Annotated in this window: 29 protein-coding genes and 1 pseudogene; 14 read left to right on the forward strand and 16 right to left on the reverse strand. The window is 34.2% G+C overall.

Going from position 1 to position 25,874, the window contains the following annotated elements; all coding sequences use genetic code 11:
* The first annotated feature begins 23 nt into the window (after nucleotides 1-23).
* Both LC457_RS23365 and LC457_RS23370 read left to right on the forward strand, forming a co-directional pair.
* Nucleotides 24-134, forward strand: a complete 111-nt coding sequence (locus tag LC457_RS23365; RefSeq protein ID WP_262904061.1) for a transposase — start codon at nucleotides 24-26, stop codon at nucleotides 132-134.
* Between the two features lie 47 nt (nucleotides 135-181).
* Nucleotides 182-475: pseudogene (locus LC457_RS23370) on the forward strand (transposase).
* Nucleotides 476-641: 166 nt separating this feature from the next.
* On the opposite strand, the gene LC457_RS08410 reads toward LC457_RS23370, so the two are convergent.
* Nucleotides 642-1,211: a ferritin-like domain-containing protein gene (locus LC457_RS08410; protein ID WP_223599428.1), complete on the reverse strand. Its 570-nt coding sequence runs from the start codon at nucleotides 1,209-1,211 to the stop codon at nucleotides 642-644.
* 205 nt (nucleotides 1,212-1,416) lie between these two features.
* Here LC457_RS08410 and LC457_RS08415 point away from each other — a divergent pair, with 205 nt between their 5' ends.
* From LC457_RS08415 to LC457_RS08425, 3 genes are all read left to right on the forward strand, one after another.
* The gene (locus LC457_RS08415; RefSeq protein ID WP_223599429.1) at nucleotides 1,417-2,181 is read left to right on the forward strand and encodes a transposase; all 765 of its coding nucleotides are present in this window, start codon (nucleotides 1,417-1,419) and stop codon (nucleotides 2,179-2,181) included.
* Nucleotides 2,132-2,659: a transposase gene (locus tag LC457_RS08420; RefSeq protein WP_223599430.1), complete on the forward strand. Its 528-nt coding sequence runs from the start codon at nucleotides 2,132-2,134 to the stop codon at nucleotides 2,657-2,659. Before LC457_RS08415 ends, LC457_RS08420 begins: the two co-directional genes overlap by 50 nt.
* Before the next feature lie 188 nt (nucleotides 2,660-2,847).
* Nucleotides 2,848-3,270, forward strand: coding sequence for a low affinity iron permease family protein (locus tag LC457_RS08425; RefSeq protein WP_223599431.1), 423 nt, complete (start codon nucleotides 2,848-2,850; stop codon nucleotides 3,268-3,270).
* 57 nt (nucleotides 3,271-3,327) lie between these two features.
* Here LC457_RS08425 and LC457_RS08430 read toward each other — a convergent pair whose 3' ends face one another.
* The gene (locus LC457_RS08430) at nucleotides 3,328-3,999 is read right to left on the reverse strand and encodes a beta-1,6-N-acetylglucosaminyltransferase (RefSeq protein ID WP_374200539.1); all 672 of its coding nucleotides are present in this window, start codon (nucleotides 3,997-3,999) and stop codon (nucleotides 3,328-3,330) included.
* A 54-nt stretch (nucleotides 4,000-4,053) separates the two neighbouring features.
* Nucleotides 4,054-4,275: a hypothetical protein gene (locus LC457_RS08435; RefSeq protein WP_223599432.1), complete on the reverse strand. Its 222-nt coding sequence runs from the start codon at nucleotides 4,273-4,275 to the stop codon at nucleotides 4,054-4,056.
* 438 nt (nucleotides 4,276-4,713) lie between these two features.
* Here LC457_RS08435 and LC457_RS08440 point away from each other — a divergent pair, with 438 nt between their 5' ends.
* From LC457_RS08440 to LC457_RS08450, 3 genes are all read left to right on the forward strand, one after another.
* Nucleotides 4,714-5,823: a DEAD/DEAH box helicase gene (locus LC457_RS08440; protein ID WP_223599433.1), complete on the forward strand. Its 1,110-nt coding sequence runs from the start codon at nucleotides 4,714-4,716 to the stop codon at nucleotides 5,821-5,823.
* 50 nt (nucleotides 5,824-5,873) lie between these two features.
* The gene (locus LC457_RS08445) at nucleotides 5,874-6,068 is read left to right on the forward strand and encodes a cold-shock protein (RefSeq protein WP_223599434.1); all 195 of its coding nucleotides are present in this window, start codon (nucleotides 5,874-5,876) and stop codon (nucleotides 6,066-6,068) included.
* Between the two features lie 231 nt (nucleotides 6,069-6,299).
* Nucleotides 6,300-6,758, forward strand: coding sequence for a MaoC family dehydratase (locus LC457_RS08450; protein WP_223599435.1), 459 nt, complete (start codon nucleotides 6,300-6,302; stop codon nucleotides 6,756-6,758).
* Here the strand turns inward: LC457_RS08450 and LC457_RS08455 are convergent.
* The 5 genes from LC457_RS08455 to LC457_RS08475 all read right to left on the reverse strand — a co-directional run bounded on the left by LC457_RS08455 (nucleotide 6,751) and on the right by LC457_RS08475 (nucleotide 8,787).
* The gene (locus tag LC457_RS08455; RefSeq protein ID WP_223599436.1) at nucleotides 6,751-7,014 is read right to left on the reverse strand and encodes a heme oxygenase; all 264 of its coding nucleotides are present in this window, start codon (nucleotides 7,012-7,014) and stop codon (nucleotides 6,751-6,753) included. The two genes, LC457_RS08450 and LC457_RS08455, sit on opposite strands and share 8 nt — an antisense overlap.
* 39 nt (nucleotides 7,015-7,053) lie before the next feature.
* Entirely contained in the window at nucleotides 7,054-7,854 is an 801-nt protein-coding gene (locus tag LC457_RS08460) for a hypothetical protein (protein WP_223599437.1), read from the reverse strand.
* Nucleotides 7,855-7,861: 7 nt separating this feature from the next.
* A complete protein-coding gene (locus LC457_RS08465) occupies nucleotides 7,862-8,095 on the reverse strand; it encodes a hypothetical protein (protein ID WP_223599438.1) in 234 nt (77 codons plus the stop codon).
* Entirely contained in the window at nucleotides 8,088-8,426 is a 339-nt protein-coding gene (locus tag LC457_RS08470) for a cupin domain-containing protein (protein ID WP_223599439.1), read from the reverse strand. The genes LC457_RS08465 and LC457_RS08470 overlap by 8 nt, the downstream gene beginning before the upstream one ends.
* A 142-nt stretch (nucleotides 8,427-8,568) precedes the next feature.
* Nucleotides 8,569-8,787, reverse strand: coding sequence for a hypothetical protein (locus tag LC457_RS08475; RefSeq protein WP_103247406.1), 219 nt, complete (start codon nucleotides 8,785-8,787; stop codon nucleotides 8,569-8,571).
* A 450-nt stretch (nucleotides 8,788-9,237) separates the two neighbouring features.
* Between LC457_RS08475 and LC457_RS08480 the strand changes: the two genes are divergently transcribed.
* On the forward strand, nucleotides 9,238-10,335 hold the full coding sequence (locus LC457_RS08480; RefSeq protein ID WP_223599440.1) for a calcium:proton antiporter: 1,098 nt from the start codon (nucleotides 9,238-9,240) through the stop codon (nucleotides 10,333-10,335).
* 1,040 nt (nucleotides 10,336-11,375) lie between these two features.
* On the opposite strand, the gene LC457_RS08485 is transcribed toward LC457_RS08480, so the two are convergent.
* From LC457_RS08485 to LC457_RS23375, 3 genes are read right to left on the reverse strand one after another with little or no spacing between them, the layout of a single operon-like run.
* Nucleotides 11,376-13,643 carry a glycosyltransferase gene (locus LC457_RS08485; protein ID WP_223599441.1) on the reverse strand — a complete coding sequence of 756 codons (2,268 nt, stop codon included), beginning with the start codon at nucleotides 13,641-13,643 and terminating at the stop codon, nucleotides 11,376-11,378.
* 46 nt (nucleotides 13,644-13,689) lie between these two features.
* The gene (locus tag LC457_RS08490) at nucleotides 13,690-14,718 is read right to left on the reverse strand and encodes a pesticidal protein Cry7Aa (RefSeq protein WP_223599442.1); all 1,029 of its coding nucleotides are present in this window, start codon (nucleotides 14,716-14,718) and stop codon (nucleotides 13,690-13,692) included.
* Nucleotides 14,719-14,850, reverse strand: coding sequence for a hypothetical protein (locus tag LC457_RS23375; RefSeq protein WP_262904055.1), 132 nt, complete (start codon nucleotides 14,848-14,850; stop codon nucleotides 14,719-14,721).
* Nucleotides 14,851-15,015: 165 nt separating this feature from the next.
* Here LC457_RS23375 and LC457_RS08495 point away from each other — a divergent pair, with 165 nt between their 5' ends.
* The 5 genes from LC457_RS08495 (at nucleotide 15,016) to LC457_RS08515 (ending at nucleotide 20,438) form a co-directional block, all read left to right on the forward strand.
* Complete coding sequence (locus tag LC457_RS08495) at nucleotides 15,016-15,576, forward strand: AraC family transcriptional regulator (protein WP_223599443.1); 561 nt, start codon at nucleotides 15,016-15,018, stop codon at nucleotides 15,574-15,576.
* A 512-nt stretch (nucleotides 15,577-16,088) separates the two neighbouring features.
* Nucleotides 16,089-16,358 (forward strand): heme oxygenase, encoded by a 270-nt coding sequence (locus tag LC457_RS08500; protein WP_223599444.1) that lies wholly within the window; start codon nucleotides 16,089-16,091, stop codon nucleotides 16,356-16,358.
* A gap of 56 nt (nucleotides 16,359-16,414) precedes the next feature.
* Nucleotides 16,415-16,909 (forward strand): CinA family protein, encoded by a 495-nt coding sequence (locus LC457_RS08505; RefSeq protein WP_223599445.1) that lies wholly within the window; start codon nucleotides 16,415-16,417, stop codon nucleotides 16,907-16,909.
* Nucleotides 16,910-17,826: 917 nt separating this feature from the next.
* Nucleotides 17,827-19,554, forward strand: a complete 1,728-nt coding sequence (locus LC457_RS08510) for a caspase family protein (protein ID WP_223599446.1) — start codon at nucleotides 17,827-17,829, stop codon at nucleotides 19,552-19,554.
* On the forward strand, nucleotides 19,554-20,438 hold the full coding sequence (locus tag LC457_RS08515) for a hypothetical protein (RefSeq protein ID WP_223599447.1): 885 nt from the start codon (nucleotides 19,554-19,556) through the stop codon (nucleotides 20,436-20,438). Before LC457_RS08510 ends, LC457_RS08515 begins: the two co-directional genes overlap by 1 nt.
* A gap of 674 nt (nucleotides 20,439-21,112) precedes the next feature.
* Here the strand turns inward: LC457_RS08515 and LC457_RS08520 are convergent.
* The 5 genes from LC457_RS08520 to mnmE form a co-directional block, all read right to left on the reverse strand.
* Nucleotides 21,113-22,219 carry a site-specific integrase gene (locus tag LC457_RS08520; RefSeq protein WP_223599448.1) on the reverse strand — a complete coding sequence of 369 codons (1,107 nt, stop codon included), beginning with the start codon at nucleotides 22,217-22,219 and terminating at the stop codon, nucleotides 21,113-21,115.
* Between the two features lie 79 nt (nucleotides 22,220-22,298).
* Entirely contained in the window at nucleotides 22,299-22,679 is a 381-nt protein-coding gene (locus LC457_RS08525) for an AlpA family transcriptional regulator (protein ID WP_223599449.1), read from the reverse strand.
* A 117-nt stretch (nucleotides 22,680-22,796) separates the two neighbouring features.
* Nucleotides 22,797-23,078 carry a hypothetical protein gene (locus tag LC457_RS08530; RefSeq protein WP_066694917.1) on the reverse strand — a complete coding sequence of 94 codons (282 nt, stop codon included), beginning with the start codon at nucleotides 23,076-23,078 and terminating at the stop codon, nucleotides 22,797-22,799.
* A 119-nt stretch (nucleotides 23,079-23,197) separates the two neighbouring features.
* The gene (locus LC457_RS08535) at nucleotides 23,198-23,767 is read right to left on the reverse strand and encodes an AlpA family transcriptional regulator (protein ID WP_223599450.1); all 570 of its coding nucleotides are present in this window, start codon (nucleotides 23,765-23,767) and stop codon (nucleotides 23,198-23,200) included.
* Nucleotides 23,768-24,319: 552 nt separating this feature from the next.
* Nucleotides 24,320-25,705 carry a tRNA uridine-5-carboxymethylaminomethyl(34) synthesis GTPase MnmE gene (mnmE, locus tag LC457_RS08540; protein WP_223599451.1) on the reverse strand — a complete coding sequence of 462 codons (1,386 nt, stop codon included), beginning with the start codon at nucleotides 25,703-25,705 and terminating at the stop codon, nucleotides 24,320-24,322.
* Nucleotides 25,706-25,874: the final 169 nt, after the last annotated feature.

Raw genomic sequence — 25,874 nt, forward strand, 5'->3', positions numbered from 1 at the left:
TGTTGAGGATGTATGCCAAAGGAATGAGCACACGTGCGATAAGCGAGTTTATCCGCGAAATGTATGCCATGGAGATCTCTGCGACTGAAATTTCACGTATTACCGAAAGTGTGCTCCCCGCAGTAAATGAGTGACGTAGTGGCCTTTGGAAGCTATTTATCCCTTTGTATTCCTGGATTGCATGCATTATAAAGTCCGACAGAATGGCACGGTTGAATCTAGAGTCATTTATAACATCCTGGGTATTGGAATGGACGGACGCAAAGACCTAATAGGACTTTATAGCTCAGAAAACGACGGGACAAAGTTCTGATTATCTGTTCTGACAGACTTGAAACAGCGCGGTGTCGAGGATATCCTGATAGCGTGTATCGATGGACTTAAGGGGTTTCCTGAGGCTATAGAGGCTATTTTTCCAAAAACTAAAGTTCAGTTGTTGGGAATAAATCTCTTATTCGAAAGAATTATAATGTGATTTTGTTATGAGTATAATCATAAGGATATATTATTATATACTATACCTTTGAAAAACTATAATAGTTGTAGTCAATCTCTACACTTTCTACAACCTTACCCTTCTTAATTGAGGGGTTTTAATTTGTAGTGGATATTGTCTAGTCGTCTTTAATAACTGATATTTATTACAACGCTTTACTATTAAGTCCAATGTCAGCAATTTTACTCAGTGTTTTATCGCATTTTTTTTCTTCATTTAGAGTTGCTAAAAGATTTTTTAAGCATACATTTTCCTTAAGAATTTTTGCATAGGCAGCTAGCGTCCCATACGTTGAAATCTCATAATGTTCTACTTTCTGTGCAGCAGCTATTATGCCTGCATCCCTTACAGAGCCAGGCTCAGTTTCTTGCATAATGCTCTTTCCTTCATCAAGCAGTCCTTGCATGGCATCACATTTTTTCGCCTGAGCCTTCTTTTTCAGCGATTTAAAACACTCTTCAAGCCTTTTTACGTGGACTTCAGTTTCTAGAAGGTGGTTTTCAATAGCGAGTTTGAGTTTCTTATCTGTTGCATTTTTATGCATTTTAGGTAAGTTTTTTACCAATGCCTTCTCTGCCCAATAGATGTCTTTTAACCCATCTTCAAACAGATCTTTCAATCCTTTAGACGCATTTTTTTTCGCTGGTGTTTTTCCTCTCTTTGTGGTTGAGGTTGATTTTGAAGATGTTTTTTTTGATACGGTTTTAGTTGCCATAATATTAGATTTAGTGTGATAATCTTAACTGCTGCAATTCTAAGACCATTTCTGTCTTAATATGACCCAGCTCATAAATTGATAACAAACCGATCACATACATTAGAATAAAAATGTTACGCTATGAAGCCAACATGAGTTTTTAACACACACAGGGGCATGTAAATAAGAGTTCGTAACTTACTTCTTTACTAACTAGCTAATTATGAATAAGGTAATCGAACAAGAAGCCGGCACTGTTCAATTTGAACAGCTCATCAAGCGGGGTTGCGGCCTGGACGTTCATGAAAAGAACGTTGTTGCAGCCATAGATGGCGAAGGATTGGTCAGGGAGACCAGGACTTTCAATACTTACACCTGTTCTTTGAATGATTTACGCGATTGGTTACGGCGGCATGGCATCAGCCATGTTGCGATGGAGAGTACAGGCGTTTATTGGAAGCCTGTTTTTAACATCCTTGGTGAAGATTTCAAAGTGATCCTGGTCAATGCCCGGCACCTGAAGAATGTTCCCGGACGGAAGACAGATAAGAAAGACAGCCAGTGGATCTGCAAACTATTGCTTGCAGGTTTGTTGAAGGCCAGCTTTATCCCTGAGGAAAAGATCCGTCAGTTAAGAGACCTGAACCGCTACAGTACCAAGCTTACCGGGCAGCTTGCCTCTGAAAAGAACCGGATCCAGAAGATCCTTGAAGATGCCAACATTAAGTTGAGCAGTATTGTCAGCGATACATCGGGGGTTGTGGCCACGGGTATCATTGAGGGGTTAATGAGCGGACGGGAGGATCTGGAAGTTTTGATCGATGAACTTTATCATGGTAAGCTCAAGGTGAGCAAAGCAGAGTTACTACGGGCGATTACAGGCAGGATGACCGATCATTACCGTTTTATGCTGAGGCAGATCAAACACCATATGGCCTATGGAATCTCAGATTGCAGTACTACGGCAAGAAGTGGAACGGCTTCTTGAACAGGATAGGGAAAGCATAGAACTTTTAAAAACGATTCCGAGTATTAATACATTGATGGCCGTCAAGATGCTTGCAGAGATGAGGGCCAAGGTTGAAGAGACTTTTGGTAACCCCAAGCGATTGGCCAAATGGACTGGAATATGTCCAGGCAACAACGAAAGCGGCGGCAAGAAGATGAGCGGGTGCACGACACATGGCAACAAGTACCTTAAGAGTTTGTTGGTGGAGGCTGCCTGGACGGCCACAAGAACTAAAGGGACTTATCTGCGGGCCAAGTACGACAGCATGGCGGGACGCAAAGGACTTAAAAGGGCGCTATTGATAATAGGACACAAGATCCTGAACGCAGCCTATATTGTTCTGACCGCCAGGCTGTCCTACATGGCTTATTCTGTGGAAGAGTTTGAAAAAAGACGTAACCAAAAACGTATAACACATTTGCAAAATGAATTAAAAGGGTTGGGCGTAAGCGTCTGATCCTGAAAATGAAAGCCGATTTTTTTACTGGTGGGTTAGACCCCGCTTATGAAACAGGTGTTGCACAGCTAAGCACACAGGGTTGAGCTTGGAGCTCGAAGATGAAATTTTACAACTCTTGGCTGTGTTTTTTATTAATTGAATTATAAACCCGTTGACTTTCAATAGTCGACATGAATTATTTATAGATGAAAAGGAATTTATTTGACAGGTTTGCGGATTGGGCGGTTTGCTTTACAGGTAGTGCAGGTGCTTTTATTGGAGCGAGTTTATTGGTAATCATATGGGCAGCTACTGGACCGATATTTAAATTTTCAGAAGTTTGGCAGATGGTTATCAATACAGGGACTACCATTATTACTTTTTTGATGGTGTTTTTAATTCAAAAAGGACAAAATAAAGATTCTAAAGCAATTCAAATCAAACTCAATGAACTGATTGCTAGCCATGAACAAGCCAGTAATAAAATGGTTGATATTGAAGATCTTACAGAAGAGGAACTCGATGAACTCCATAAATTTTATGAAAGGATTGGAAAAGCTCCCAAAAGAAAATCTGAACCTCGCAAGAGTAATCCTGATGATGGACACACTAAAGTTCGCTATAAGTAATTTTGAGATTAAAAGTTGGTGTTAGAAATAATGAATGGTAACTAAATGCTAAGTATATCAATTATTTTGTGAATCGTCTCTTTTGAGCTCCCTTTCAATTTCGTCGATTTCCGGTAGCGGTAGAAAGAAGCTTTCTCTAATATACTCTAATATACTTTTATTTGTCTTGCTATTTATTTTTCTGATGAAAAGCTGGTTACCAGATTTGAGAGATGCAATTAAATCTTCAACATACAGATCTTTGTTAAAAAAAGCTTTTTCAAATATTGCTCTTTTATCATCATTCACAATAATGTCATTAAAAGATGTGTTCATAAGAACAGTCTGAAAAAAAGATTCGGCAGGTAAAAAAGTGTGTAGGTAGTAATCTTCAAAGTCCATTACTTTTTTATTGCTTGTTAAGAAAGCACAGGTTTCTCTTGTAAACATAAACCATTTCCCACCAATATAGGGTACTACTCCTTTCATAAATTCTCTTTTATAGATGAATGAGGAGATCATATAAGCTAGTTCTGTGAAATGATTCTGTATTCTTTTCAGGGTATCTGGTCTGTAAAATTTCTGGTCATAGTAGAATAGATAATTCCGGCCATTATTTACGGTAAGAAAATTACGTATGATCGGCTGGGATTTCAGGGGATAATCTTCACCACTGAGATTGATGAAATAATCCCATTCCCGGCTTGCGTTTAAGAGAAACTCCATTGCATTAAGCTCTGTCTGGATCATACTGAAGCCACCTGAAACAATATTCAGACTTTCTAGAATAAAAACATTAGGAAATTATGTTATATAGAGCTGTATTTCTTCTGTAAAAGAGTCTTGGGCCTTTCTATCAATATGAATAAGATAGAACTGATCTTTTGTATAAATTTTCTGAAACATTGCCTTGAATACATGAGGCTTATGATGAATCATAATAAAATAGGCAATTTTTATATGCGGTGTTGCATATGATTTCAGGGCCTGGGTCTGAGGCTGGGTGTTGGGAAAAGCAGTTTGCATTTTGGGAAGCTTAAAATCATCCGCATTTGCAAACAATTCGATTAACGTGCGGAATGTATAAATAAATTTTTGATAATCAGTTAATTAAATATAGTTTTGTTTGTTTTATCGTAGGTTTGCAAAACATTTATAAAACAGGTTTCTGCCTTTGCTATTCTGTAATAGTTTAAAATCACAATTTTCTTTTCCAGTTTTGCTTTTCCAGCTACCCATTTATAATCTTGATTTCATGAGTAAAAAGTCGAAGATTGTAAAAATCCTACTGTCAATAGGAATGATATGTTATTGCTGATCATAAATAATATTGAATGATATTGTTACCGATAAAGCAAGCAAAATGATAAACCGGAAAAGTAGTCTTTATTTGTTTATCCGTACACCAATTCAAATTCTGATCAACAGATTTGTTTACCAACTACCGGAAGACCGGAATTTATAATGAGCTTTAAAAATTTAAACTTAATCAATCCCATTGTTCGTGCTGTAACGGAAGCCGGATATTCCAGGCCCACCGAAATACAGAGTACTGCAATTCCACATATTCTGGGAGGAAGGGATATCATAGCATGTGCACAAACCGGAACCGGGAAAACTGCAGCATTTGCTATGCCTATACTACAGTTACTGAAAAGACATAATCCTGAACATAAAGAAATACGTACCTTAATTCTTACTCCAACCCGGGAACTGGCGATACAAATAGAAGAAAACTTTAGCATTTACAGCAAATATCTGCCTTTATCCCAACTTTCTGTTTTTGGGGGAATTTCAATAGGCGGCCAGCTTGCTGCTCTGAGAAAAAGAGTGGATATTCTTGTAGCAACACCAGGAAGATTACTGGATAAAAGACATATTGATCTCTCTAAGATTGAAATATTGGTTGTGGATGAAGCAGACAGGATGCTTGATATGGGATTCGTAAATGATGTAAAAAAGGTGTTAGCCTTAATTCCCAGAAGAAGACAAACCTTATTTTTTTCTGCCACCATGCCGTTAAGTATAAAGAGGTTTGCTGCAAGCATTCTTAATAATCCTGTTGAGGTTACCGTAACTCCTGTATCTTCAATTGCACAAACAGTAAAGCAGTCTGTATATTTTGTAGAGAAAAAAGATAAAACAGATCTGCTGATTGATATATTACAGGAAAAAAGTACGGTCAGATCATTAGTTTTTACCCGTACCAAACATGTCGCGAATAAACTTGTTCAGCAATTAGAAGATGTAGGGATTTTTGCCGCTGCTATTCATGGAAATAAATCACAGGCAGCCAGGCAAAATGCACTTGATGATTTTAAAACCAGTAGAATTAATGTATTGGTGGCTACAGATATTGCAGCAAGAGGCATTGATATAGATGACCTTCCCAATGTTGTTAACTACGAACTTCCTAATATCCCGGAAACTTATGTTCACCGGATTGGAAGAACCGGAAGGGCAGGGGCAGAGGGTACTGCTATTTCGTTTTGTGATGCAGACGAACGCATAGACCTTAAAAATATTCAAGAGCTGATCGGCTTTAAAGTACCGGTCAGATCATTTTATAAATAAATTCTGTAGCTTTTACAGAACATACTATTCAATTTTTAATAATAATTACAATGCAACAAGGCACCGTAAAGTTTTTCAATGAAGCAAAGGGCTTCGGATTTATTACTCCAGCAGATGGAAGTAAGGACATATTTGTACATTCTTCAGGATTGAGCGTAAGTGCAATTCGTGAAAATGATAAAGTCGTTTTTGATGTACAAAAAAGCGACAAGGGCTTAAATGCTATCAATGTAAAATTGGCATAATTTAAACTTGATGTAGATATTTCAAAAGATAATTTTTTGCAATTTCAGTTTCATAATTTTATATTTTTTTTACAAATTCAGAATCCGGGCTATTTGTTTGGATATGGTATTTGAACGGACATTACTATAAATACATTACTTTTTATTTTCACGATGTTCATTAGCCTCTCGCTTTATGTGAGAGGTTTTTAAGGAAAGAATACAATCAGCTTAATATAAAAACAAAAGAGAATGACTGTCATCAACAATTTTATTGAATATAAAGCTCTGGAAGGTAAAATGATAGGAACTTCTGCCTGGCATACAATACATCAGGCTCAGATTGACAGATTTGCAGAAGCAACTCTGGATTATCAATGGATTCATACTGATAAAGAAAAAGCAGAAAAGGAAGGCCCTTTTAAGTCCACTATAGCTCATGGTTACTTAACATTATCACTGATTCCTTATCTCTGGAAACAAATTGCAGAGGTGAGAAATGTAAAAATGGAAATCAATTATGGGATTGAGAATCTTAAATTTGGGCAGGCTGTTCTAGTGGATAGTGAGGTGATGCTACAGGCCTATGTAAAATCGGTAACAGATCTCAGAGGAACGGTAAAGGTAGTGGTAGAAGCGAAGCTTCTTATAAGAGATCAGGCCAAACCTACTTATGTAGGAGATGTTATTTTTCTTTATCATTTCATATAGAATCATAATAATCTAAGATTATCACAAAATAATGTTCAATTGTTTTTTGTGCTTCTTTGCACATTGATAAAAGGTCATCCCTGGATGTGTTCTCAAAACTGAAGTCATCATGGGTTTTCACAATATACTCGGTGACGATTTCAATATTCATTACATCGAGTTCTGTTACATCGGTTTTCAGCCTGTGTTCTTCTTTAAAAAAAGGAATTTTACGGAAAATAGTATCGTTAAACCGAAAAAGATGTATTGTTTTCACTGCAAAAATATTTAATAAGATGAAAATTAAGTTTGAGGTTTATTTTGGAAGCTTATCTCTCATTTTCCTATTGATCCATCTTTTGGATAAAGTACGTTTTGATGGTAATGGGTACATACCGCCTGAAAGGATGTATAATAAGCTGTTCCAAAAATTATTTTTTCTGTAGAATTCATGACTATAGTTTGTTAATACTTTTAAGTACTCATGTTCGTATTCCTTTGCTTCCTGTAATGTGTAGTTTTTCGGAATATCTTTAATAATATCCATAGCAGTTTGGCTAAAGACTTTTGGTGAGTGTTTTTTTATAAAGTCCAATTCAAGCCTGCACATGCCGATAAGTGGGATGAGTAAAGAAAAAATTTCATCATAAAAATTGCAGATAGTGGTCTTCCATGATAATCTTTCTTCTTCCGGTAAAACCTGAACGGCCAATTGCATGATTTTTTTATGGCTCACTTCCATTTCATCTGTATAGACTTTGTTTTGCTGCCAGAATATGGGTGAATTGATTGTATTTTTTTTAATAATATTCTCCAGTATACATTCAAACTGCATTCTCATATTTTTGATGTTTTCGCTCATGTCTTCTAAAATAGACTGCCACAAATTATGCTGGCTTAAGCTGCAGTATGTACTGAATACCAATCTTGATCTGTTAGTAAGCTGCTGTAATTCTTTTAACATTCTAAGAATCTCTGTTGCATCCCTTTCCAGGGTGATATTGGCATTCCTGATGTAGAATAAAGCAACAAACTGTGAGTAATAGGCTCTTCTTGTAATATTTTTTTTATTTCGGAATCCTAATCTCTTCTTGGGGTGTTTAGTTAGCTTTTTCATTAGGGTTTTATTGTAAATCTTTTTTCTTGATAATCCCTTTTTCAAAGGACTTTTGCTGTATGATAAGGGAAATAAGATACTGTCTTAAATCTTTGATTGTAATATTTTTCTCTTTTGCAGAAAAAAATAGTGGAGTTTCGTCTAAAAGTTCATACAATTCAGGAAATTCTTTTTGAATTTCAACCGTTTTTTTAAATATCTTTTTTGTTAAAATAGATATGGTATTTACATTATTATTCATAGCCGCTTTTTATTATTGTTACTATCATTTTAAAGCGCTTATTTCCTTTTATAGAATGAGATTTATGAGCGGGAATGATAATGCATTCACCTTCTTCCATAAAATAAGAAGCTCCATCTATCATAATTTCTGCTTTACCTTCAATAATCTGTGCAACAGCGTCAAAAGGAGAAATTTTTTCGGGTAATCCTTCTTTGTCATCAAACGATAAAGCGCTGATAGTACCGGTTAGTTTTTCCAGGATCGTCTTGCTGACAACAGAATTCGGAATGTATTCTACAATCTGGTTGGTAATATATACTTTTGATTTCTCAAGTTCTTTATGATTCATCACAGTTGGTTTAAACATAAAAAGAGTAGGAGGTATTGTAAATAAAAGGGATAGAACTGTCTAATATCCCATCCCTTTTTCTAGTTAAAACATTTTGATAAATATATCTTTTTCATAGGTTTTAACTATTCTTGAAAACAATTTATGAAAGATTAATTTCTTTAATAATATTGAGAACTTCTTCACGGTTTTTTCTTAGTCTGTTTCCGATTCTTTCTAACATTTCCTTTTCTTGACCTTCTTCAAGTTTCAGATCGTTATCCGTTAATGTTGAAAATTTTTCTTTCAATTGTTTTGACTGTTCAATCCAGTCTCCAGGAGTTTTGAAAAATTTGTTGCCTTTGTTGTGGTTTGTGTCCATAAGGTGGATTTTAGTGTAACTTCATTGCTACGTTACAAAGTTGGGCGTTTAATAATCTATTGTATTATAGATTGTTTCTTTTATGTTGCACATATCACACTTTTACAAAATTGCAGCTTGTTTTGTGTATCTGAAATCCGGGTTTTCATAAAAGAACTGCTTTGATTACTCTGATATAGTAATAGAAGTTATAAGCCTGGGAAATGATTATAAACTTAAAATACTAATTTATATTCAAATAAGTGAATGATTATTCGTATATTGCTGAATAACTGCATTGAACTGGCGATCTGAACTCTAACCTCCGACATATTCATTTTTTCATTATTTGATATTTCCGGTATCTTCTCTCTGCTTTAAATCATTTATCGAAACTGTTTTGAAAAAGAGAATATAAATCTTATAATTTCTCCAAAGGACAATTCAATAGTAGACAATAATAATGTTTTTATGAATATAAAAAAATATTTAGAGATGTGGACTTTTTGGGTTCCTATTCTGGCGTGGCTTTCTTATGTTGGAAATTCTGTTTTCTCTTCAGGATATTACTCTGTGATTCTTGCTTTATTTTTGATGGGAAGTGTTTTGGCTGCTGTGTATCATTCCGAAGTCATTGCTCATCGTTTGGGAGAGCCATTCGGTACTTTACTTCTGGCATTTGCCATTACGGTCATAGAAGTAGGGCTTATTATTTCCATTATGATGGGAGCAAAAGGGTTGGAAACCATTACTCTTGCCAGAGATACGGTTTTTGCAGCAGTGATGATAATCCTTACGGGAATCATTGGGGGCTGTATTGTAATAGGTTCTTTAAGATATAGAGAACAGAGTTTTACACTACAAGGGGTAAGTACTGCACTGATTACGCTTACCTCTGTTATTATTTTTGTGCTTATTCTGCCCAATTATACGGTAAGCCATCTCGGAGGTGAATACACGTCCTTCCAACTGCTTTTTATTGCCTTGATTTCTTTAGGACTCTATCTTGGATTTACCATGATCCAGACTTTTAGACATCGAAGCTTTTTCATTTCTCCGCAAAACAAATTATCCAAGAATCTGCCTGTAGAAAGTAATAATAAAATAATTTCCAGAAAACAATTATATATCAATTGTATATTGTTAATTTTATCCCTGGGAATAGTCGTTTTGCTGGCAAAACTTCTTTCAAAGGATGTTGAGCATATAGTTGTTTCTGTGGGTGCCCCCAAATCTCTTGTAGGTATCATTATTGCTGGTATTGTTCTGCTTCCGGAAGGTCTGGCTGCATTCAGAGCTGCAAAAAGTGATCAGATCCAAACCTCATTAAATCTGGCTTTTGGTTCAGCTTTGGCGAGTATCGGACTAAGTATTCCTGCGATTGCCATTATATCTGTAATAACCGGTATAAGAATGACATTGGGGATAGATATCAAATCAACAATACTTTTAGGACTATCGCTTTTTATTATTACTGTTTCACTGGCAACAGGCAGAACTAATATCATGCAGGGAATTGTACTAATTGCTATATTTTTAATTTATCTTTTTATTACAATTGTACCATAAACCTATTTAAGTTATACATTATAGCTTGATATATATTGAAACGGCTAGCTGTAGTTTATATGATATGATGGTTGATATAGAATATATTTCATCAAATGAAGCCACAAAAAACGTTTGAAGGCTCATGATTATAAAGGTATTGCCCAAATATTGAAATATCAAATAAAAACTAATGAGATAATATAGAAACTGGTTCACAGCTTGGGTTAAGCCAATACTTTAAAAGTTTGAAGAAGTACTCTGAACAGAAAAAAGATTTTGCAAATAAAAATTATTTATCGATATGACTAGTAAAAAATATTACTTCCACGATAAAAGTCAGAATATTATATCAGAAGATCAATTAATTGGAGAAAATATAGATGATATAGAATGTTTTCTGACTGATTATCAGTTACAAAAGCTACATACAATAGAGCGTGTCTATATCTTGAAAAAAACATTTTTAGGAATTTTTAAGACAAGATTGTATTTATATCTTAGTGAAGATACAATATATAATTACGCCATTCAGAAAACATAACATTACTATACTTTATTATTCCTCCGATCATAGCATAATGTTAGAATTCAAATTTGTTTGAAATATCGCTGCTTTGTCTTATTTCGTTTTGATGGTTTCTGAAAGCTATAGTATTTGTTACTCTTACTAAAACGATAACATCTTTAAAGGAGTGGTCAGCGGTATCATGATGATGAAAATTAGAATTTTCACTTTAACCTTTCTAATGCCTAGGAGGAGAGTATATAACAAAACCCTCCTTTTTAGGGGAGAGTTAATTGTACTAATGAGAATGTACAACTATTATGAACAGTAAATGTATATGTAAATAAATTACATTAATATGCTGCAAGTCATGTGATTCTTTTTATTATTGTCGTATATGGAGTAGAATTAGTACATTTATTTTTAACTCTCCTTAGGGTAATTTTTTTAAGCATGACTTTTTAATGCGAGGTCTTATTACAGAGTTGCAGATAAATGACTGATATCAGAGTTTTGATCATAGGGTTGGTTGCTGGTTGAAAAAGTAAACTACTTATTTTGGAAAACAGAGCCTTGCCATGAGATAGCTGACGGTTGATTCTGCTCCCTGATTAAGATTAACATTTTTTTCTTCAAGACCGTCATAACAGCCACCCGTTGCAGGGTTATAAATGATCTGATGTAAATGATTTTTTCCTAAAAACCAATTAAAAGCACTCCTCATCATCTGTAAGTATTTTTCATCCTTAAAAACTTGATAGAATGTAGATAATGTCAGTATGGTGTAAGCAACATCTATGGGCTGTTCCCCGCCAATTGATTCAGGACTTTTAACCGTTTCTTTCTGCAACCATCCTTTATTGGAAATTACTTTGATTTCCCCCTTAATAAATATTTTAGAAAGCAGAAACCTGAATGATTCATTGGCAATTTGCTTGTACATTTCGTCTTTGGTAGTAATCCATGCGCATAATAAAGCCTCTGGAAGTAAACTGTTTCCATAGGTCAGATAGCTTTCAAACCAATGCCAGTCTTTGTGCTTTTCATGCTGGTACATTTTCACCAGACGATTGGCCAGCTTTTTCAATAATGGAATATTGATTTCTGAATTTTGATAATGTAAGCCTTTGATGATAAAGCCCATTGCTCGGGTAGAATGGATTTTCTCAATCGATGGAAGACTTTTTTCAATTACTGATTCTGCTTCATCATAAAACTGTTGAGGTAAGATTGTTTTTGTTGAAAGTAGATATCCCAGTGCCCAGACAGCCCTTCCATTGGAATCTTCAAGATTGGTTTCATAATTCTGCTGAGCAAATTCCTTGTTTTGATTCACATAGTTAAGAAAACTACCATCCGGTTGTTGACAAAACTTAATAAATTTTAGATAAGTGGAGATTAAGTCTAGGTCAGATTCATCTTTGCTCAGCTCATAATGTCTGCAGGCTACAATCATAGCGCGGGCATTATCATCCAAAGTATATCCGGAATTGATATCAGGTTTATTGATTTTAGAAAACTGGATCATTCCAAAATCTGTTGTCATATTTTTTATATGGCTGAGATTGATGATGGGAAATGCATAATGTAATGTCATGTTGTCTTTGCTATATTGTTGAAATAATAGGGCATGTGAAATAGAGGAATTCTCCCAGGCTGTGGGAGCCATTTTTTCCAAACTATTTGACCGTAATTTTTCCTGTGCAGTTTCATTTTTTAGTAAGGTATTCACGGCAACAGCAAGCTGTTTCGGATCTTCAAAATCAATAATGATTCCCAGGTCTTCATTCAGTACTTCCAAAGCATGGGGAATAGGAGTGGAAACCACAGGGCAGCCACAACTGATGGCGTAGGAAAAAGTACCACTTACTGCCTGATTTCTGTCTTTTGAAGTGAAAAGATAAATATTGGTAAGCTGAAGATAATCCAACAACTCATCTAAAGGCAGGTACTGGTTGATAAAGTAAGTATGTTTTTCCAGATGGAGCCTTTTAATAGTATCCTGCAAAAAATCACGATATTTCTCACCTTCATATTTAATGATGCCGGGATGCGTTTTTCCAATAATCAGAAACATTACATCGGGGTTTTTTGTAATAATTTCAGGCAAAGCTTCTAAAGTGGTTTCAATATTTTTCCCAGAACCCAATAAACCAAATGTTGAAAGAACTTTTTTATCATTAAATCCGTATTTCGCTTTTAGTGAAATCTTATCGATAAATGGCAGTAAATGAGTGCCATGGGGTATTACTTTAATTTTTTCAGCCGGAATATCATAATCATAAGAAAGGATATCCGCAGAAATACCGGTCATTACGATAATAGATTTTACAAAACTGCTGATTTCTTTTACCTTTTCTTTTAATTCCAAATCCGGTTTCGGTAGAACTGTGTGAAAAGTAATGATGACGTCTTTCTCTAAATTTTGAAGAAAAAGCAGCAATCCGTTTTTGGCCTCAGTAAAAAATCCAAACTCATGCTGAAGCATAACCAGTTGAATTTTATCATTTTTGTTGATTTTATCAGCCAGCTCCAAATAAGAAATGGCATCAGATGTATTTAAGCGATATTCAGGATTTTCTTCGTATCGATGATGCTCCTCTTCAGTTTCCATTGGACAGATGATGATGTTAAAAGATTCATTGAACTTTATCTGAAGAGATTTTATTAAATCCTGACAATACGTTGCAATACCACACACCTTAGGAGGAAAAGTACTTATAAAGATAATTTGAGGTTTATAGTTAATTGTGCTTTTTTTATGTTGGACAGATCGTCTTTTTGTCTTTTCCTCCACGTCTGATTTTATATTTTTATTCATGTTGATATCTATTTTAAAGTATGACATTCTGTTATAGAATAGTCAGTTATAAGGTGTACTGTAGTAATTCCTTCAGTAATTCCGGGATATTTAAAGAAGCAACAGCAATTCTCTTATCTGCTGCTCCATAGTAAATATGGAGTGTATCTCCTTCTGTTATAGCTCCGGTTGGGAAGCAGACATTATTCACTTCTCCCTTCTGTTCCCATTCTTCTTCAGGCTTGAAAAGAGGATAAGGAAGTCTTGAAATTTCTTTTTCAGGGGTGTTAAGATCAAGTAAGGCAGCACATGCGCTGTAAACATACCCTTCAATGGTATCATGTACGCCATGGTATATCAAAAGCCATCCATGCTCGGTTTCTATAGGGGGACATCCTCCGCCAATATAGCTTACTTCATGCTCATATTGAGGAGATAATACAATATGATCTTTAAAGTGAAGGAAATAATCTTTCCAGAAATCAGGATTCAGATCTTCTATATTTTCTATCCCTACAATTTGGATATCTGGTCTTATGCGATGAAGAAAATAAAGCTTACCGTTAATTCGTCGTGGGAAAAATATCACATTTTTGTCCCATAGGAAAACATCTTTATTCTTATTGTGAGTAGGCGGGAGTTTATTGAAACGTCTGTACTTTTCTCCTATTTTACCTTGAGATTCTGATAAAAGTCTAAATTTTTTGTATGGAATTTGAGGCACAATAATCCCCTGCTTTTGCCACGATGTAAGGTCCTCAGATACGGCAAGGGTTCCCAATGCATTAATCCCATCATAACTCGTATAAGTAAGGTAAAATAAGTGATCGATTTTCACGATTCTTGGATCTTCAACACCGTGTTTTTCGTATTCAAATTCGGGGATAATAACCGGATTGCTCAAGCGGGTTTCTATCGTTTTATAATCTGATAGTGTACAGTATCCGATACTGGAGAAATTATTCTTGGCAACAGCCCTGTATAATAAATGTATTTTTCCGTTATCCTGAATGACAGCAGGATTTAAAACACCCTCACTCTCAAAGTCTAATGTTGTTTTTCTGAGTATAATTCCATCTTTTTTCAGAGATACCATTTAGTTGCCGGTATTTCGGGATTCGTTTTCCCTGCCTCTTCGTTTATTCATCTTATCTTCCCGTTTCTCTTTTGCGGATTTTGCGGGTGGAGTTTTATCTGTCTTCTTTTTTCCGTCTTTTTCTTTTGACATTATGAAATATTTTTTGTTAACTGTAAATTTCAATCATTAAAAAAGGAAAGCTTTGCAATTGTCTTTTAATTTGTTGTATAAATCATAGGTATTTCCAATTTAATAGACTAACTTTGGGTAAATAGCTGTTAATGAAATAATTGGCGGGTTTAAACAGTAAGGGAGATGAAGTTGTACATAAAATATATGGTAAGTTTACGCTGTAAAATGGTTGTCCATCAGGAACTGGAAAGGCTGGGCATTAAAAATGCTATTGTAGATTTGGGAACTGTAGAATTATTGGATGATATCAGCATCGAACTGAGACAAATTCTGAAAGAAAATTTACTTAAAACAGGACTTGAAGTATTAGATGATAAAAAAAGCATCCTGATAGAAAAAATAAAAAATGTAGTCATAGAAATGATTCATTATTCAGAGGAACTCCCAAAAGAAAATTTCTCAGATTATGTAAGTGAAAAATTAGGATATGATTATACTTATCTTGCCAATACCTTTTCTGAGGTGAAAGGAATGACACTTCAGCATTTTATTATTATTAATAAAGTAGAAAAGGTAAAAGAATTACTGTTGTATGATGAACTCAATCTTACAGAAATCTCTTATAAACTCAATTACAGTAGTGTAGCCCATCTCTCTAACCAGTTTAAAAAGATCACCGGGCTTTCCCCTTCATTTTACAAGCAGTTGAAACAAAGGCGCCTTGGAAATCTGGAAGACTTATAAAAAGTGGGATATATGTAAGATTATTCCGGATATATATAGCTTAGTCTATACTGAAACGGCCATCTTTGTAGTATAATAATCAGGAATTCACCCAATCCATAAAGTTTATATCACCATCAATAGTGCAATTTTAGATAGGAAAATATAGTGAACAGTTGAAAATATATATCATACAACATGCTGTTCTCCGGTATTTGAAAACATCGTAGTAGTAAAAAAGACTGGAAAAAGCCAATATACACCATGATAAAATTAATAGGCTTAAGGATTCTCAATTTTGATAATGAGCATATTAAAATCCCAATAAAATAGTAGATCTGTTTTCATAAGGTTTTAATTAATTAAGGATAGGAACCTCTGGTTTCTGTCCTTTTTATCCATGTTGATGTGAGGATATATAATGAATTTCATCAACTGTGCCAACAAAAAAATCTGTCTGAATATGAATGTGTAAGCCATTTTTTTTACCTACAAAACAGACTGTTATTACTATTAATTCAACACCGAAAGTCATGAAAACAATACATCTTTTTCAGTTTAAAAATTCCATTTCCCGGAAGCTTCCTTTTTTTAAGGAAGAATGTAGATTAGATAATTTAAATGATTTAATGGCCTATGACCTGATGAACACCGAAAAAGTGACTGAATTCATTATTGAGGTTCACGATGATTTTATTTTTGAAGATATGATCAGAGAAGATCTTTTGTCCATGTGCAGAGATGCCAAGGAAATGGTTGAGCATTATTTTGTAACAACCATGAATGATTATGACGTTATCTGAATATTGATTTCAGCAGCGTAAAAAGTTTTTTAGATCAACATTAAATAGTAAATGCAATGAAATTTCAACAAAGTTTACTTGATTATATCAGTAATTCACTCATTACAATGAATGAAACAGTTTCTATAGCAGAAAGTGTAACCTCGGGATTAATACAGCTGGCTTTTTCCCAAATGCCTAATGCAAAGCTGTTTTACAAAGGAGGAATAACAACGTTTACACTACCTGAAAAAGTTAATTTTTTAGATATCAATAGAATTGAAGCTCAGGAAAATGGTTTTGAAACCCCAAAAATGGCTGATACAATGGCTGTAAAGGTCGCAGAATCGTTTGGAACAGACTGGGGAATTGCTTCCACGGGATATGCTGCATCTGTAAGAAATTCAGGATTTAAAGTGTATTCATTCTGTTCATTTAGCTACAAGGGAGAGATCGTGCTTTCCAAACGGATAGAACTTCATGATAAGACTCAGGCATTAGACGCACAGTTGTATTATACCGAATTTATTTTAGGATGTTATAAAAGTGCGCTTAACCAGATATTGATTTAAGATATGCCACTATTCATACCCTGCAAAATATCTTTCAGATCCCTCTATAAAATTGCTCTTACAATTTAGCAGGTATATCTAATTATATCATTAACTTTATCAAATCAGAGATCAGATATAGTTGACTGAAAAGATTATATTATGATAAAGCTTATTTTCAGAAAACTATAACTCATCACACCATGAACCTATTTCAAAAAAGTCCAAAATGAAAAAGGTATTGGAAAACTTGAAAGATTTTTACAGCACCACAATAGGGAGATTCCTGATATGATTAATTTTTTACGTAATTTACAAGATCTTCGGTCCGGAATGATAGCTCATAGGTATAGCAGTTCAAACAAGAGTGTCAAGAGAGCCATGGATTACTTTGGATTGACTGATGAAAATTATCGTCAAGTTGCATTTGATATTTTTGTTAAATCGCTATATACTCTTAATACTTTATCAAGCTTATTTTCAATTGAAGAAATGCCAGAAGATTAAGAATAATGTTATTAAAATCAAGTAATATTTATTTCTCATATAGCAAATACTACTTTCTATGACGCTGTTTTCAATTAGGAAGTCCAGACATGACATTCTTTTGATAAAAACTGATTCCCTATCTTCTTTTTATATTATTTTGTGATAACAAGGAGTATTATTCCATAGGGAATTGGAAGATAATTTTTGCTTGATTGGGAAGGGTAGACATATTGCAATTTGCTATATCATGGTAATCTAAAGTTCTTTTACGCGTTGGGATATTTTACTTGGGTAAATGTGCTTTGGCCTTTGCTGTGTAAACGTAGAAAACTAAGATTGGAATACTAAAAATATTTTTTTATAGTCATTTAAGAGTTCAGTTCAGCGAATAAATGGTTGTTGTGTAACTAAAATATCATTATTTTCGTTAATAAAACTTTTAGCCATTAATGACCAAACATGCTATATTAATAGGGATAAATCAAATACCTGAAATGCCATATCTGGCATCACCGTCAAGTTACGCCATAAAGATGAAAAACTGGGCAGAGGGACAAGGATATATTACCGCACTTTTTGTGGATGAGCCTAGAGGAGAGAGTACATCTGGCGAATGTACAAGAACTCACATTCTAAATACGGTTAGTACTATTATTGACGAGGGAACAGATCAGCTTTTAATTTATTTTGCTGGACATGGGGTTGAACGCGCAGCGGGTGAAGATATTTGGTTATTTCCCGGTTATTTGCGGGATACTTCAGAAAGTGCTAGTGTTCTGTCTTGTCAGCAGAGGGCTTACCGGTCAGGTATTAAGCACGTAGTTTTCATTTCCGACGCCTGCCGTAGCGCTTCTAGTGCAACCACGGTACAAGGATTAGATCCAGGTGCATTGTTCCCCAATCTAACTCGTAACAATAGGACAGAAATAGACACATTTTATTCGACTCATTCAGGAGCTAAGTCAATTGATGTGATGGATGAAGATGGAAATTACCGAAGTGTTTACAGTGATAATTTACTAAAATGCTTAAATGGTGAAGTTACAGAAGTTATCAGGCCGATAAAACGGCTAAATCCTCCATTTCCGGCGGTCCTTTCTCATGAACTCAATGATTATCTGAAAACGAAAGTGCCCTACGAAATCTATTTGGCAACGGGTAAGAAACAGTTTCCTATTGGTAGTGTTTCTTCGTCCGACCCACTTTTTTTATCCAAATTTAGTGAACAGGTTCTTGTCGAAACTATTGGTGAAACAGGGCTTTCATTGATAACGGACCAAGAGCCGATCCCAGTTGATACAGAAGTAGTTTCTGAAAAGCTGAATTTTTATTTACGTGCTAAAGGTGGCAGCTCCGCAAGGGAAATGCAACAAATAAAAAGGGATTTTAAACTTGACTATGACTTTTTCACTGCTGATGCACTATTTCAGCAAGGTGAGACTGGACTATATGTGAAAGGGGTGAGAAATCCTCTAGTTTTCAGCAGCAGGCAACAAGATCGTCAATGGAATGACGCAAGGCGGAATTTCTCATCTCCACAGATTTTTGATTTCAGCGATGTTGATCATGGTTCAAACGCGATGTATTTTATCGGAAATTATGGAGGTAAAAGATTTTACCCGATAACATTGCTCCGCGGTTTTTTTACTCAGGTTGTTTTTCATAAAAATGAATTATTGACAGTCAATTATTTTCCAACGGATCCAAATGGTAAACACGAGTCTAGGCATTATGCTAATGAGGTAGCCGAAAGGAAGTCAAATATAATTATGGCAGCCAAAAAAGGGATTTTTCAAAGTACCTATGAGTTAAATCAAGGTGGGAATTATTACCGGAAGTATAAACATCTTGAGCCTACATTAGGACTTTTTGCAGCATATGCTTATTTTCAAAATGGGGACTTTGAAGGGGTCCACTCTTTATATGATTTCTTACAACAAAATAACCAATCCATACTTGGAGATATCTCTTTATTGGAGCGACTTTCAAATAGATATCCCTCTACCCAGCAAAATGACATGATACAGATCCCTTTACTAACCCAGGGCTGGTCTTATATTGACTTATTAGGCTACAATCCTTTGGAAAACTTGGTTCCATATCTTCAACCAGGTCTTTGGACCTCTTTTTCCAGGGAAGGCTTTCGAAATATTCACGATAATCTAACACAATTGTAATGCGTATCTTATTTATACACGGTAGGGCACAAGAGCACTCTAGCCAGGAAGAGTTACTGGATAAATGGACAAGCGAACTTAAAAAGTCATTTGAAAATGGAGGTATTTCATATCCGGAAGGTTTGACACTGCACATGCCTTATTATGGCAAAGAATTAATTTCTTTAAGGGATCAATTTAAGGACGATGTGCATAGTGGAAAATATCAGATGCGTTCGGACGAAGATCTGGACGAGATACAGGCCCTTCACAATGATCTGTTGAACGATATGGCTGAAAATGCGGGTATCACACCAAAACAGATATTAGAGGAAATGAAGATGGAAACGCAGGAGCGGGGACTCCAAAATAATCCTATAATTCTTGCTTTAGCAAGGATTCTGGATCGTTACGGAAAAAAATATGCTAATGACCTCATATTAAAGGAAACAGATGATGTCGTGACTTACCTTGTGGTTCCAGACGTAAAAGTTGTTATCAATAAATTGGTCACCGATGCCTTAACCAGTGAACCAACAATTATTATAGCACATTCACTAGGGACTATGATCGCATATGAAGTTCTGCATATGTTGAAAAAAGAAGATTACAATATTTGTGGCCTGATTACTTTGGGTTCACCTCTTGGAATGAAGGCTATTATCAGACAACTGTACACATCACCAACTTTTCCGCTGGTAGTTAGTGGAAGTTGGACTAATTTATATGATAAACGTGACATTGTTTCATTACGAGCACTCGAAGCAGCACATTTCAAGGTAAATCCCGAAATTTTGAATATTGATGTAATCAATAAAACAGATAATAGACATGGTATAGAAGGTTATTTGAGCAATGCTTTTGTAGCGAAGTCTATTTCTGATATCATGGCGTGTAATGAATAGAATTTGTACAGTTTTAGGTGGAAAGCATTGATATTATTACTACATTTCTCAAGTAGGCTTCTTGGATATATTTGCAAAAAAGACACTATTTACTAAGTATGTTTCAATATAGTATTGACGTTAAAAATTGGAGGGTAATATAACCCCTCAAAAATTATCTTCCTACTTTGTAATCAAGGAAGCATTTCTCTGATCAGGAATAAAATTTGCATCTCTGTTATTGTTTCCATTAGGATTTGTTTTTATATAATCAAGATGTACTGCGGTCTTTCACCCTACCTAGGCGGTAAAACTGATTTGAATACATACATATATTAATAATTTGAAATTTTCATACGTCCCTCTGATAAGACAGTAGATTGCAAACCTGACTAGACTGCGTGTAGAGACAGTAATTCGCACCGTCAAAAAGATGGAACAGGATCGTTTTCTCAGGCTCATAGGGCGAAGGATCCTATACTAAATATTGATAAAAAAATAAGCCTTCCAGTATGGCAATACTAATAATATAGTTATCGATGAAAAATGGATGGCTTATTTCTGTCAAATATATTTGCTAATAAGTAATATCTTATTTTACCATAGATTTTATGCTTGTAGTTGTACCTCGCTGTCTGAGAATTTAAAGTTTAATGTATCAATACAATAAGAAAATTATTGTTATTTTCCAAATTTTAAGAAAAATCTAACTTAATTTTTAATGACGCTTCCCTGGCAACGGAATCTATTATTGTAGTATAAATTTCGGTTGTCTTAAGGTTTCTATGACCCAAAAGTTTAGAAATTGTATAAATAGATGTGCCTGATGCAAGCTGTAATGTAGCAAATGTATGTCGAAAGCCATGAAACGTAAAGTATTTGTTGATGCCGGCATTCTTTAGCCATGGTTTAAGAAATTTAATAACATCATCATACTTAATTCCTTCAAAAACTTTTTCATTGTTATCTTTTGGAAGACCCAATATTTTTAATGTTTTATCTGATATAGGGTAGTATTCTGCATTTCCAGTTTTACTTTGTTTGTATATAATGTAAAAACCGCCTTTAGACCCTTGTATGTTACCCCATACAAGTTTTTTAATATCGGAAAAACGAAAACCAGTTAATGCGGAAAATAAGCCAGCATTTTTAACTAATTGTGATTCACATTTTGCATCAGCCATACTTTGTAGCTCATGTAAGAACAGGAAACAGCGATGAGTTTCCTCTAATTTTATTCCTTTGACAACCGTACTGAAATCTGTTAAAATATATTTATTAATAAAAGCGCTCTTAATGGTATTTCTAAATTTGTCAAAATAAGATGATGCGGTATTAAGGCTGATTTTTCTTTTGTATCTGCCAATAGATGGATTAGATAATAGAAAATTTCTAAACTGTTCACATGTAGAATAGTTGAGCTCAATAAAAGGCAAATTTTTTCCGCAAAAATTCTGAAAATACCGTACAGCCATTTGCCAATTGTATGAATCTGGTCTTTTGTTTGCTTCAGCTTGAAAGAATTCCGTAAAATCTGATATCCTTTTTTTGATTAAAAAATCAAAGTTTTTATTTTGAATATCTATTAGACGTTCGGCTTTTCTATATTCCACCAATTTCAAAGTTTCAATATTATGTAGTTTTTCTACATTATTTTTAGGATTCACATAGGTGTGTAAATGTAGAAAATACTTTCTCTTAAGTTCTCCCGTTATTGGATGTGCTATGGGAGGATAGATATCCAAATAATGAGATTCTTGTCCATTACTTATGGGCTTTTGTCTTAGTTTTACCCTTGTCATCACCGGTTTATTTTCTCAATTAATAAAACATAGTTTAAAGGTCAAAAGGTCGTTTTCACAATTGCAGTTTTTTCGATTGCTAATTCTCTTTGACTTTTCGAATACTAATCTTAAAAAGATTATCAATTTCTATTCTACTAATTCTGGTATTTCTTACAGATAGTTTTATTGATTTTAAACGGCCAGAATTAACTAGATCATATATCATTTGCTTACTACATTTCAATAAGCAGGCTGATTCTTTAACGGTTAGAAAAGCAGAGCTATTTATAATATCCATATAGGATTCTTTAAAAAGTTGAGTGTTGATGTTACTTTTTTCTATTTTTTTTGTTTTTAGTTCAGCTTTATATGCTTTTTTATTACAGGTATGGCTGCAGTACTTTGTGACTGTTGTTTTTGCGATAAATTCCTTGCCACAATATTGGCATATTCTTATGATCTCAATGTTAGAACTCATATCAATGTTTTTAAAGTGGACTGTTAACCAAATAATTTAATATGGGATTAACCCATAACATTTTTGCAATGTATATCCATAATAGTGGATACTGTAATGTTTGAAAATTCTTGAAGTTTAGTAATTTCCTGATAATATACTCATTCGTAGTTTATTGCTAATCCTATTATTATATACTTCAAGCATCATTTTTACTCTTAAATTTTCTGCTAGGAACAGTGTTTGGTCATTATGTTTTTTTTCAAGTTGCGATTTAGGCATGCGATACAGAAAAAGTTTTAAATAAAATTTTCGCTGCGATTTTCCAGTTAATGGATCATAGATAGGAGGATAAGCATCTAAATAAAGTCTAACAGTATTTTTAGCTGCAGGCTTTTTACGTAATTTAATAAGTGTCATAATATTTTGTTTTAGAGTTGTCTACAAAAATATTATGAACTCTGTTTAGTTTTAAATTATGTCTTTGAAAAGCCTAATTTGTCTTTTATAGGCCTTTCAATAATATAAAATCAACTATATTAATTATTATTTTTGATAACTATATTGAATAACCTACGTATAATTTCTTTAGATACATAAACAGATTTTCCCTTCTTTATTTTAATTATATTATATATTTTCAATTTATTGTACAGGGCACTGGCAGAGATTTTATATAGGTTAATGATCTCATTTATTGTCCAACAGTTTTTTATTTTTGTATCATCATCTTTAAATATAAAAGGTTCTATTTCTGTTTTATTTTGATCTAATAATTTTCCAATTTCTTCCTTAAAAACTCTGGTTTTTCTTTGACTAAAATTAATAGAAGATAACTTTCCTTTTTTGATCATATCATAGATTGTAGTTCGGGCACATCCTATAATACTGGAAGCTTCTTTTATCGTTATGCAATCAAAGGGAGAATAAGTGTACATTTTAAAATTGCATAAATTCTTATTTTCTATTGTTTGAGATGAATTTTTATTATATCTCTTATACATTTTTGTTCTACATCTTTGACTGCAAAACCTTGTTACAGTGGTTTTGGCTGCAAATTCTAATCCACAATATTCGCATGTTTTCAATATGTAGATATGTGTACTCATTGCTTTGTTCTAACTAGTTGTGCATCTTGAATATATATCTAAAAATAGAATGGTTGTAAATGAATGCAATAAATTGTCCAAAGTCTAAAATAAGAGAGTTAAATTGTCTCAAAAATGGATTATAAAATGCTTAAAAGAATCTTAGAAATCAACTTTGATAATTGTTAATCAATTTATATAGAAATTAGACTCATTAAGTACAGTAAATTAACCATTAATATTAATGGTTAATTGTTTAAATCTAAATCGTTTTGTATGAAAATGAATTATTATAAAAAAGGCTGCAAAAGTTCTAAAGAATTACCTTTAAATAAACACTAATTAATTCATTTATAGTGTGCTAGTATATATTAAGTACAGTGAATTAACCAATAAAATCATACGATTTTTATTTTGGAATTAGGGGACAAAACTGGGGACAAATTTAACTGATTTATAGTGCTAATTTTCTTTTGAAAAACACGTAAAATACTGTAATACAGTGATTTGTGGCATGTTTGAAAGGATTTGCTTGATTAATGTAAATTGTTGATTTTCAGCTATTTAAGTGCGTTATTTGCCGATACAAAACTTAGAAAAAATATTCCCCAGCACCTCATCATTTGTAACCTCTCCGGAAATTTCTCCAAGATGTTCTAAGGCATTTCTTAGCTCATAAGCAAGCAATTCTGTAGAAATCTGGAAAACGATGGCTTCTTTTACTTTGTGAACAGCATCCAGAGACTTTCGCAGTGCTTCAAAGTGACGTTGGTTGGTGATTACAACGTTATTTTCTTCAGATTTTAAATGTTCAACATAAGATGAAAGTTCATTTTTCAGATCCTGAATATTTTGATTTTCAACAGCTGATATTTTAATGAAATCAAACTCGTGGGAGATGGCATTTCTGAAGATGTTTTCTACCGTTTCGTATTTGGTAGGAGTCACTTCATCAATTTTTGTTGCACAGATAATCAGTTTCAGATCTTCTCTCAGCAGCGACTGGATCATTTCAATATCCTCAGAAAAATCTTCAGTTGCAGCATCGGCCAGATATACAAGGATGTTGGCGTTTTCTACCTTTTCTTTTGCTTTTTTTACTCCAATTGCTTCAATTTCATCCACTGTTTCACGAAGTCCTGCTGTATCAATCAGTCGGAAGGCGTGTCCTTTAATATGAAGAATTTCCTCAATCGTATCTCTGGTGGTTCCCGCAATATTACTTACAATAGCTCTTTCTTCTTTTAAAAGAGAGTTCAGCAGGGTAGATTTTCCGGCATTTGGCTTTCCAATGATGGCAACAGCTGTTCCGTTTTTAATGGCATTTCCATATTGGAAACTTTCAATAAGAGAATTTAATTTTAATTCAATTTTATCTAATAATCCGTTCAGAGCCGTTCGGTCTGCAAATTCTACATCTTCTTCAGCAAAATCCAGCTCCAGCTCAATCAGGGAAACAAAATTCAGAAGATCTGTTCTTAATAGGGAGATTTCATTCGTAATTCCTCCTTTTAATTGATTGATGGCTACCTTTCTGGAAGCTTCATTTTCAGAGGCAATCACATCAGCAATTGCTTCTGCCTGAGAAAGGTCAATTCTTCCATTGATAAAGGCGCGGAGTGTAAATTCTCCTGCTTTTGCCATTCTCGCTCCGTTTTTGATCAGCGTTTCAAGAATACGTTTTCCGATATGCGGGGAGCCGTGAAAAGCAATCTCCACAGAATTTTCAGTGGTGAAACTTTTCGGTGCCAGAAAGATAGAAAGCATTACTTCATCAATCGCTTCCTCCTCATCCATAAAATAACCGTAATGAATGGTATGGGATTTCTGTTTTTCCAGATTTTTCCCCGGAAAACTTTTCTGAACTACAGATAAAGCTTCATTTCCTGAAACCCGGATGATGCCTAAAGCACCTATTCCATTGGCAGTAGCCAGTGCACATATCGTATCGTTATTCATGCTGCAAATTTACGTTTTTTAATGTGAATTTTCGCTGAGGTCTGTTATTCAGATTATCTATTGTTGTATTCAGATCAAAAATAATGAAGAGTGTACAGAATGAAATTCGCTATGTTTTTGACCATTCTCAGATTGGGAGTAAGGGTGTTGTATATAAAAATGCAGGATT

Origin of the sequence: Chryseobacterium sp. GVT01B (genome assembly GCF_019970045.1) — a bacterium.
Classification (GTDB): domain Bacteria; phylum Bacteroidota; class Bacteroidia; order Flavobacteriales; family Weeksellaceae; genus Chryseobacterium.